Source organism: Polaribacter litoreus (genome assembly GCF_054584775.1).
Genome location: NZ_JBTLRD010000017.1, coordinates 74238 through 82285, shown reverse-complemented (window position 1 = coordinate 82285; position 8048 = coordinate 74238). Strand labels below are relative to the sequence as shown.

Below are 8048 nucleotides of genomic sequence, written 5' to 3'. Positions count from 1 at the left end.
TCCTCATTGAGCAATTGAAATATTGCTCTAGAAAAATTTCAGAATAACTTTACTTACACACTTTTTGGTTTAGTACCAAAATGGTAGAATTAAGTTGTAAAACAGCCTCTATTTTTTTTTTTTGATATCAGAATTTTAAGTTTATTTAAAACTGATTATCTGTAGAAACTTACTGTTTTGCGTCTTTTAGTGCTTCTTGTTGCATTTTTTCATTAGGCACTATAGCTACATTAACGCGTCTGTTTTTTGCTCTTCCCTCAGCCGTTGAATTATCAAATTTTGGTTGAGTTTCTCCATACCAAAGTGTTTCAAATCTTGAGCTAGCAATACCATCGCTAATTAAATAATTAGTCACCGATTTTGCTCTTTTTTCTGATAGAAGCATATTGTAATCATCTCTTCCAGAGCTATCTGTATGACCTACTACTACAATTTTTGTATCAGGAAAATCCATAAATACTTTGGCTAATTTATCTAAAGTAGTTTTAGATTTTGTATTAATATTAGATTTATTAGTATCAAAATAAACACCACTATTTTCATCAAAAGTAACAACAATAGAATTATCTACCCTTTCTACTTTTGCCCCAGGAATTTCAGTTTCTATTTTCTTGGCTTGCTCATCCATCTTTTTTCCAATTAAAACTCCTGCTCCACCACCAATAACACCACCAATAACTGCACCCAGTTTACCATTTTTTCCATTACCAACATTATTACCGATAATAGCCCCTAAAAGTGCACCTCCTGCAGCACCAATAACAGTTCCTTTTTGTTTATTATTTGCATTTTTTGTGGCTTCACAATTTATAAAAGTAAAGATGATGGTTAAAGCTAAAGTAATTGCGCCTATTTTTTTTATTAAATTTTTCATTGTATTTATTGTTTTATAAAGTTCATATTAATTAAAAAAGGAGTTCCGTTTACGTTCACTTTTTGTCTCCAAAGCATAGTAGTTGGTGTCAACTCTTTTAAATCAATTCTATAACCTGTATTACCATTACTATTTTTTGGCTTTAACATAAAATCGAAATATCCAGAAACAGCATCTACTTCTTGTATCACAAAAACAAAATCTCTATCTCCTTGATTGCAATCTGTATCGTTTATAGTATAAACGCCAGTATTGTTATTGGGTACAAATTTCCATGAACTACCTTCTAAACAATCTTTAGTTGTATCATTAAAAAAGGTAACGTTATAAGCTCCTGTTTTGCTATAGGTAATGTTGGTTAAGGTCCAATTGCCTTTGATAATTTTATGTTTCGTTTTTATAGTTTTTGAAGATGCGCATGCAACAAATGCAGCTGTTAAGAATACTAATAATATTTTTTTCATAATATATTTGTTTACTACAAATTAAGATTAAATTTTGCTTTTCTATTAACTCAATAGCAATAAAAAATGTTTCTTATCAAAAGAAAAGAATTACCAAAACAATTCTATTTTGGTAATTCTATATCAAAAAAATTGTGGGGACCGTTTGTTTCTTTGCTAGAGTACAAATGTATCCGATAATTTTGTTTTACCTTTACTTTTTCGATAAACTGAGATTATTGTTCTTTTAAACCCTTAATTGGATAGTTTAAAAATAAATTTCTTGTGCTAGCCTAAAGGTGTTGGCATGTGCATTTACTATAATGTTTATATCTTTAGAGTAACCACCTCCCATAGAGCACATCACAGGAACTTGAGCATCAAAACAAGTTTGTAACACAAAACGATCTCTTTCTTTGCAGCCTTGTAAAGTCAAACTTAATTTGCCTAATTTATCAGTTTCAATAACATCTACACCACATAAATAATAGATAAAATCTGGATTTTCTTGGGCGATGAGTTTTGGTAAAGTGTCTTTTAAAATGGATAAGTAAACATCATCTTTTGTATCATTTTCTAAAGCAATATCTAAATTAGATTTTTCTTTTTCAAAAGGATAATTTCCTTTTCCGTGCATAGAAAATGTAAAAACAGAAGTATCATTTCTAAATATTTCTGCAGTTCCATTTCCTTGATGAACGTCTAAATCAACAATTAAAATTTTATCAACCAAATCTTTATGTTGCAAATATTTTGCAGCAATAGCTTGGTCATTTAATAAGCAAAACGCTTCGCCTCTGTTAGAAAATGCATGATGTGTACCTCCAGCAATATTCATAGCAACTCCATGTTGTAACGCAAATTCTGAAGCTTTCATAGTACCATCAGCAATTATCATTTCGCGTTCTATGAGTACTTCAGATAAAGGAAAACCGATTTTTCTAGCCGCTTTTTGATTTAGAGTGATGTTTAATAAATCAAAAAAATATTCAGGTTCGTGAACTGTAAAAAAGTGCTTGTTATTGGGTATTTCAGGTTCAAAAAAATTTTCGGGTTTGCAAGTTCCTTCGTACAACAATTGTTGGGGTAGCAAATCGTATTTTTCCATAGGAAAACGATGCCCTTCTTTTAAAGGATGATTGTAAATAGGATGATATGCTATTTTTAGCATAAAGAATTTTAATTACAAATATAAAATCAATTTTCACAATGATTTTCTTGCTAAAATTAATACAAGAAAATCATCATCAAAAATGTATAAAAATTTATTTTCTAACTAACTGCTTGCCCGTTTTTAACAGCCTTTTCTGGCTTCACAAATGCCAATTTACCATCAGGAGTATCCGTCATTAAAATCATTCCTTGACTTTCTACTCCTCTAATTTTTCTTGGAGCTAAATTCACTAATACAGACACTTGCTGACCAATAATATCTTCTGGTGCAAAGCTTTCTGCAATTCCAGAAACAATGGTTCTTGTATCTATACCAACATCAACCTTAAGTTTTAAAAGCTTTTTAGTTTTGGCAACTTTTTCAGCTTCTAAAATAGTACCAATTCTGATGTCTAATTTGGTAAAATCATCAAATTCAATGGTTTCTTTTTGTGGCTCTACTACTTTGTTTTCTTGTTCGTTGGCTAATTTTGTAGCTTGTAATTTTTCTAACTGAGCATCAATTGTTTTTTCTTCTATTTTAGAAAACAACAACTCAGCTTTGTTTATTTCGTGATTTGCAGGCAATAAAATATCTTTTTCTGTAATATCCTCCCAGGTTAGAGATTTCTCGACTTCGCTCGAAATGACATCTAGGTTTAAAATTCCTTTTAACTTTGTTGATGTAAAAGGCAAAAATGGCTCAGAAATTACAGCCAATGCAGTTGCAATTTGCAAAGCAACATACATAATGGTTTGTACACGTTCTTCGTCAACTTTTATTACTTTCCAAGGTTCTTCATCTGCTAAATACTTGTTTCCCAATCTTGCTAAATTCATTAATTCTTGGCTAGCTTCTCTAAATCTGTAACGTTCTATAGATTTACCAATAATATTCGGAAACTCTTTAACAGCAACTAAAACATCCTCATCTACTTCTGTAAAATCATTTGGAACTGGTACAATTCCTTGGTAATATTTGTTGGTTAACACCACAACTCTATTGATAAAATTACCAAAAATAGCAACCAATTCGCTGTTATTTTTAGTTTGAAAATCTTTCCAAGTAAAATCGTTGTCTTTACTTTCTGGTGCGTTTGCAGTTAAAGTATAACGTAAAACATCTTGCTGATTTGGAAACTCTTCTAAATATTCGTGCAACCAAACTGCCCAGTTTTTAGAAGTTGATAATTTGTTGCCTTCTAAATTTAAAAATTCGTTTGCAGGAACATTATCAGGTAAAATATAATCTCCATGGGCTTTTAACATACTTGGAAAAATAATACAGTGAAAAACAATATTGTCTTTCCCAATAAAATGAACCAATTTGGTATCGTCTTTTTTCCAATAATCTTCCCAGTTTTTGCCTTCTCTTGCAGCCCATTCTTTGGTAGATGAAATATATCCAATAGGCGCATCGAACCAAACATATAACACTTTTCCTTCTGCACCTTCTACTGGTACAGGAATTCCCCAATCTAAATCACGAGTTACGGCTCTTGGTCTTAAACCATCTTCTACCCAACTTTTTACTTGTCCGTAAACATTCGATTTCCAGTCTTTTTTATGTCCTTCTAAAACCCATTCACGTAAAAAAGTTTCATGTTTATCTAAAGGTAAAAACCAGTGTTTTGTTTCTTTAACAGTGGGTACATTACCAGTAATTGCAGATTTTGGGTTGATTAAATCTGTTGCGTTATGACTTGTTCCACAGTTTTCACATTGGTCCCCATAACTTTCTTCAAATCCACATTTTGGGCAAGTACCCACAACAAATCTGTCTGCTAAAAATTGGTTTGCCTCTTCATCATACAATTGTGCAGTAACTTCTTCTACAAACTCGCCATCATTATACATTTTTGTAAAAAAATCTGAAGCAGTTTCATGATGAATTTTAGATGATGTTCTAGAATAATTATCAAAAGAAATACCAAAATCTGCAAACGATTTTTTAATAATAGTGTGGTATTTATCAATAATATCTTGAGGAGAAACCCCTTCTTTTTTAGCACGCATAGGTATAGCCACTCCATGTTCATCAGAACCACAGATGTACGCAACATCTTTACCAGTTAAACGCAAATAACGCGCATAAATATCTGCAGGCACATACACACCTGCTAAATGACCAATATGAATTGGCCCATTTGTGTAAGGTAAAGCTGCTGTAATTGTATATCTTTTTGGAGTACTCATCCTATATCTCTTTATTTTGTAGACTAATTTCGAACTGCAAAAGTACGAAAAACAAGGTTTTAAAAACCATTGAAAATTGATACATTTACACGAATTAGATTGTAAGATTATTAGAAACAAGAAGCAAGACTTATTTTGAAAAAAATATTAAAAATTATAGCTTTTGTACTGATGAGTTTTTCATCAATTAAAGCTCAAGAAAAATTAGTAACTCCTCCTTATTTAAAAAAGGGAGATTCAATTGTAATTCTAGCGCCTGCAGGCATTTTAAAACCCAATCGAAAAGCTGTGGTTTTACAAGCCAAAAAATTAGCAGAAAGTTGGGGCTTAAAAGTAGTTTTGGGTAAAAATATGTTTAACCAAAATCATCATTTTTCTGCTACAGATGATGAACGTTGTCAAGATTTTCAAGAGGCTTTAGACAATAAAAATGTTAAAGCAATTTGGGCTGCAAGAGGTGGTTATGGTTCTGTACGTATTTTAGATAAATTAGATTTCACCACTTTTAAACAACATCCAAAATGGATTATTGGTTATTCTGATATTACTGCATTTCACAATCACATTCATAATTTGGGTGTAGCCACTTTACATGCAATGATGGCAACAAGTTTAGAGTCAACACCTGAAGAAATTATAAAAACCATTTCGTCTTTTAAAAAAGCACTTTTTGGTGATGAAATTGCTTATGTTATTCCATCTTCAAAATACAATAGAACACATCATACATCAACAATTAAAGGTCAATTGATTGGAGGTAATTTAGCTATTTTAACATCGATGTTGGGTTCTGAAAGTCAGTTAAATACTGAAAATAAAATTTTGTTTATCGAAGAAATTGGCGAGTATAAATATGCTATTGATAGAATGTTGCAAAGTTTAAAACGTGCAGGTTATTTTACCAAAGTAAACGCAGTTATTGTAGGCAATATGAGCCTGATTAAAAAGAATTCTACAAAATGGGGAAGTTCTATAGAGCAATTGATTTTAGATGCCATTCCAGAAGATATTCCTGTGTTTTTTAATTTTCCTGCTGGCCATGAAGCTGATAACAGAGCGTTGATTTTTGGGAAGAATGTTCAATTATTTATTGACAATAGCAATAAAAAGTATTCAGTTGTTTTTGTAGATTAACTTTTTAGTGCCTCTAAATGTATTTTTTGACAATTGCTTGCCTTTTCTATTAATTTTCTCATTTAGTAGCACTGTAAAACAAATTCTACTCTTTCTGATTTTTCATCATAAAAAACATAAATTAAACCTGTATCTCCCCACATAATTTGAGCATTTTCTTCAGAATCTATTTGAAATAACAGTTGTAATTTATTTCCTTTATTATCTAAAGGAGTATCTTCTCCTTGAATCCATTTTGGATAACCACCAAGTTGACTTTGATAATCTTGTTCACCAATTAGTTTTGTTACTGTTTTTTGATAACTTAGCCAAGGTTCATCTTCATTTAAAATACAAGACAGTTTAGAAGCATGATTACTGAATATTTCTATTCCTTCCCAATCAGGTAAAGATTTAACTGTATCAAAATTTATTTTACAAAATTTAGACCTTCCTAACTTTTCAGGTTTATTAATAGATAATACATTATCTTTTTCAACTTTTTTGTAAATCTTTACTAACCATCCATCATCTTTAGTATCCCAAGGAGATTCGTCCCAATCATAATAAAATTGAATGAGTTCTATATCATTTGGCAATTGTGCGCCATCTGCATTAAAAACTTGAAAAATAAAATCTAGATAGTTTCCTTTTTTACTTTTTGGCCATAACTCATCGTTTTCAAAATAAGGTTGTCCACCAAAATGAGAAATTAGTTGTGAATTCTCTGGTGGTCTTGATGCAGGCAAAACGTTGAATTTAATGGCATTTTTTATAAATGGCTTTACTAAGTTTTCTAAATCAGCAATTGTTTTTAGATTCGATTTCTCCAGTTCAATTCGGTATTTATCAACGTGAGATTTGGTTTTTTGTTTATCCTTTTTATTTTCAAATAGTCTTTTCCAAAAACTCATTGTATTTGCAGTTTATAATTCTTCTAATTTACGAATGATTTGAAAGTAGCAATAACACCGCCTACAAAAAATCAGGAATTAAATTCCCTTCTACTTTATAGGGTTCAAAACGCGCAAACAATTCTTCTGAATACCATTGTAATTCTCTCGTTTTTTTTACCATTTCTGCATGTTTTGGATTCTGATAAGCGTAGTTTATCATTGCCTCTGCAGAACTCCAAATAGAGAATGTAGCTTGCATTAATAGCGGGAATTCTCCAATTCCTTTAGAGTAAACCAACTCTTTATAATTATCCATAGATTTGGAAACAGAAGGCACGTATTTCCAAAATTTATGTGCTAATTTTGGTTTAATAGTAGCCCTTGTAATTACGGCTAATGGTTTGTTTTTATCCATTGCTGTACTGCTTTTAAACGGATTTTGTTTGCTCCATTCTCCATGACTTTTTATGGTTTTCATAAATACGATACTAAAATCACAAGCTGTATTTTTATATTGTTGCATTGCATCTGATTTTACAAAAATTTCAGCTTGTGATTCAGTTTCAAAAACAGTTACAAAACCATAGGTAGAAAAATCTGGTTGTATAGAAAATCCATTTCCACTGCCAGTTCCTAATGGTTTAAAGAAAGTTAAACCTTCAATTTTATCAACAGTTATTGGTGGTCTTCCCATTCTTGCTAAAGCCTGCCAACAGTTTTTAAAGCCTTTGTATTTAAAAAAAGAAATAACTGTAGTTTGGTGCATGGTTTGTTTTTAACAAATTTAATTAAAAATTTTCACGAAATGGGATATCCTGAGAGCAAGTCTATTGGATTTACGTATTGATTTTAATCATTTTAAATAACACGTATTTTAATTAGATCCTGAAACAAGTTCGGGATGAAAAGTTCAAAGGAAACCTCAACATTTTAATGTTCAATAATTATTCTATTAAACTCTTTTTGACGCTTCTAAAATTTATGTTATAATTATTAACTTCGTTGTATGGCAGAACACAATGAACTTGGTAAAAAAGGAGAGCAATTAGCCATCGATTTTTTAGTGAAAAACGATTACCAAATCCTAGAAAAAAACTATCGATATTTAAAAGCGGAAGTAGATATTATTGCGCAAAAAAAAGATACGCTTGCAGCTATCGAAGTAAAAACAAGAACTTCTGCTTATTTTGGAAATCCTGAGGAGTTTGTGAATCCTAAAAAGATAAAATTACTCATTTCTGCAATCGATAATTATGTGGTAGAAAGAGATTTAGATGTTGAGGTTCGTTTTGATATTATTGCTATCATCACCAATAAAAAAGAAACAAAAATAGAGCATTTAGAAGACGCTTTCTTGCATTTCTAAATGCTCAT

Annotated in this window: 8 protein-coding genes; 2 read left to right on the top strand and 6 right to left on the bottom strand. The window is 30.9% G+C overall.

What is annotated here, in order from left to right:
• Positions 1-169 precede the first annotated feature (169 nt).
• From ACW9UN_RS14240 to metG, 4 genes are all read right to left on the bottom strand, one after another.
• Entirely contained in the window at positions 170-874 is a 705-nt protein-coding gene (locus ACW9UN_RS14240; RefSeq protein ID WP_459486979.1) for a YiaD family glycine zipper/OmpA-like lipoprotein, read from the bottom strand.
• Between the two features lie 5 nt (positions 875-879).
• Positions 880-1338 carry a lipocalin family protein gene (locus tag ACW9UN_RS14235; RefSeq protein ID WP_459486978.1) on the bottom strand — a complete coding sequence of 153 codons (459 nt, stop codon included), beginning with the start codon at positions 1336-1338 and terminating at the stop codon, positions 880-882.
• Between the two features lie 247 nt (positions 1339-1585).
• Complete coding sequence (locus ACW9UN_RS14230) at positions 1586-2488, bottom strand: histone deacetylase family protein (RefSeq protein ID WP_459486977.1); 903 nt, start codon at positions 2486-2488, stop codon at positions 1586-1588.
• Between the two features lie 101 nt (positions 2489-2589).
• Positions 2590-4665 carry a methionine--tRNA ligase gene (gene metG, locus ACW9UN_RS14225; RefSeq protein ID WP_459486976.1) on the bottom strand — a complete coding sequence of 692 codons (2076 nt, stop codon included), beginning with the start codon at positions 4663-4665 and terminating at the stop codon, positions 2590-2592.
• 135 nt (positions 4666-4800) lie between these two features.
• On the opposite strand from metG, the gene ACW9UN_RS14220 reads away from it, so the two are divergent.
• Positions 4801-5799, top strand: coding sequence for a S66 peptidase family protein (locus ACW9UN_RS14220; protein WP_459486975.1), 999 nt, complete (start codon positions 4801-4803; stop codon positions 5797-5799).
• Between the two features lie 62 nt (positions 5800-5861).
• Here the strand turns inward: ACW9UN_RS14220 and ACW9UN_RS14215 are convergent, their stop codons facing one another.
• Entirely contained in the window at positions 5862-6692 is an 831-nt protein-coding gene (locus tag ACW9UN_RS14215; protein WP_459486974.1) for a DUF1963 domain-containing protein, read from the bottom strand.
• Between the two features lie 61 nt (positions 6693-6753).
• Positions 6754-7440, bottom strand: a complete 687-nt coding sequence (locus ACW9UN_RS14210; RefSeq protein ID WP_459486973.1) for a hypothetical protein — start codon at positions 7438-7440, stop codon at positions 6754-6756.
• A 240-nt stretch (positions 7441-7680) separates the two neighbouring features.
• On the opposite strand from ACW9UN_RS14210, the gene ACW9UN_RS14205 reads away from it, so the two are divergent.
• Entirely contained in the window at positions 7681-8040 is a 360-nt protein-coding gene (locus ACW9UN_RS14205; RefSeq protein WP_459486972.1) for a YraN family protein, read from the top strand.
• Positions 8041-8048 lie beyond the last annotated feature (8 nt).

Excerpts from the sequence above, each read along its gene's own strand:
- ACW9UN_RS14240 (WP_459486979.1), bottom strand. The coding sequence starts at position 874 with ATGAAAAATTTAATAAAAAAAATAGGCGCAATTACTTTAGCTTTAACC.
- ACW9UN_RS14235 (WP_459486978.1), bottom strand. The coding sequence starts at position 1,338 with ATGAAAAAAATATTATTAGTATTCTTAACAGCTGCATTTGTTGCATGC.
- ACW9UN_RS14230 (WP_459486977.1), bottom strand. The coding sequence starts at position 2,488 with ATGCTAAAAATAGCATATCATCCTATTTACAATCATCCTTTAAAAGAA.
- metG (WP_459486976.1), bottom strand. The coding sequence starts at position 4,665 with ATGAGTACTCCAAAAAGATATACAATTACAGCAGCTTTACCTTACACA.
- ACW9UN_RS14215 (WP_459486974.1), bottom strand. The coding sequence starts at position 6,692 with ATGAGTTTTTGGAAAAGACTATTTGAAAATAAAAAGGATAAACAAAAA.
- ACW9UN_RS14210 (WP_459486973.1), bottom strand. The coding sequence starts at position 7,440 with ATGCACCAAACTACAGTTATTTCTTTTTTTAAATACAAAGGCTTTAAA.
- ACW9UN_RS14205 (WP_459486972.1), top strand. The coding sequence starts at position 7,681 with ATGGCAGAACACAATGAACTTGGTAAAAAAGGAGAGCAATTAGCCATC.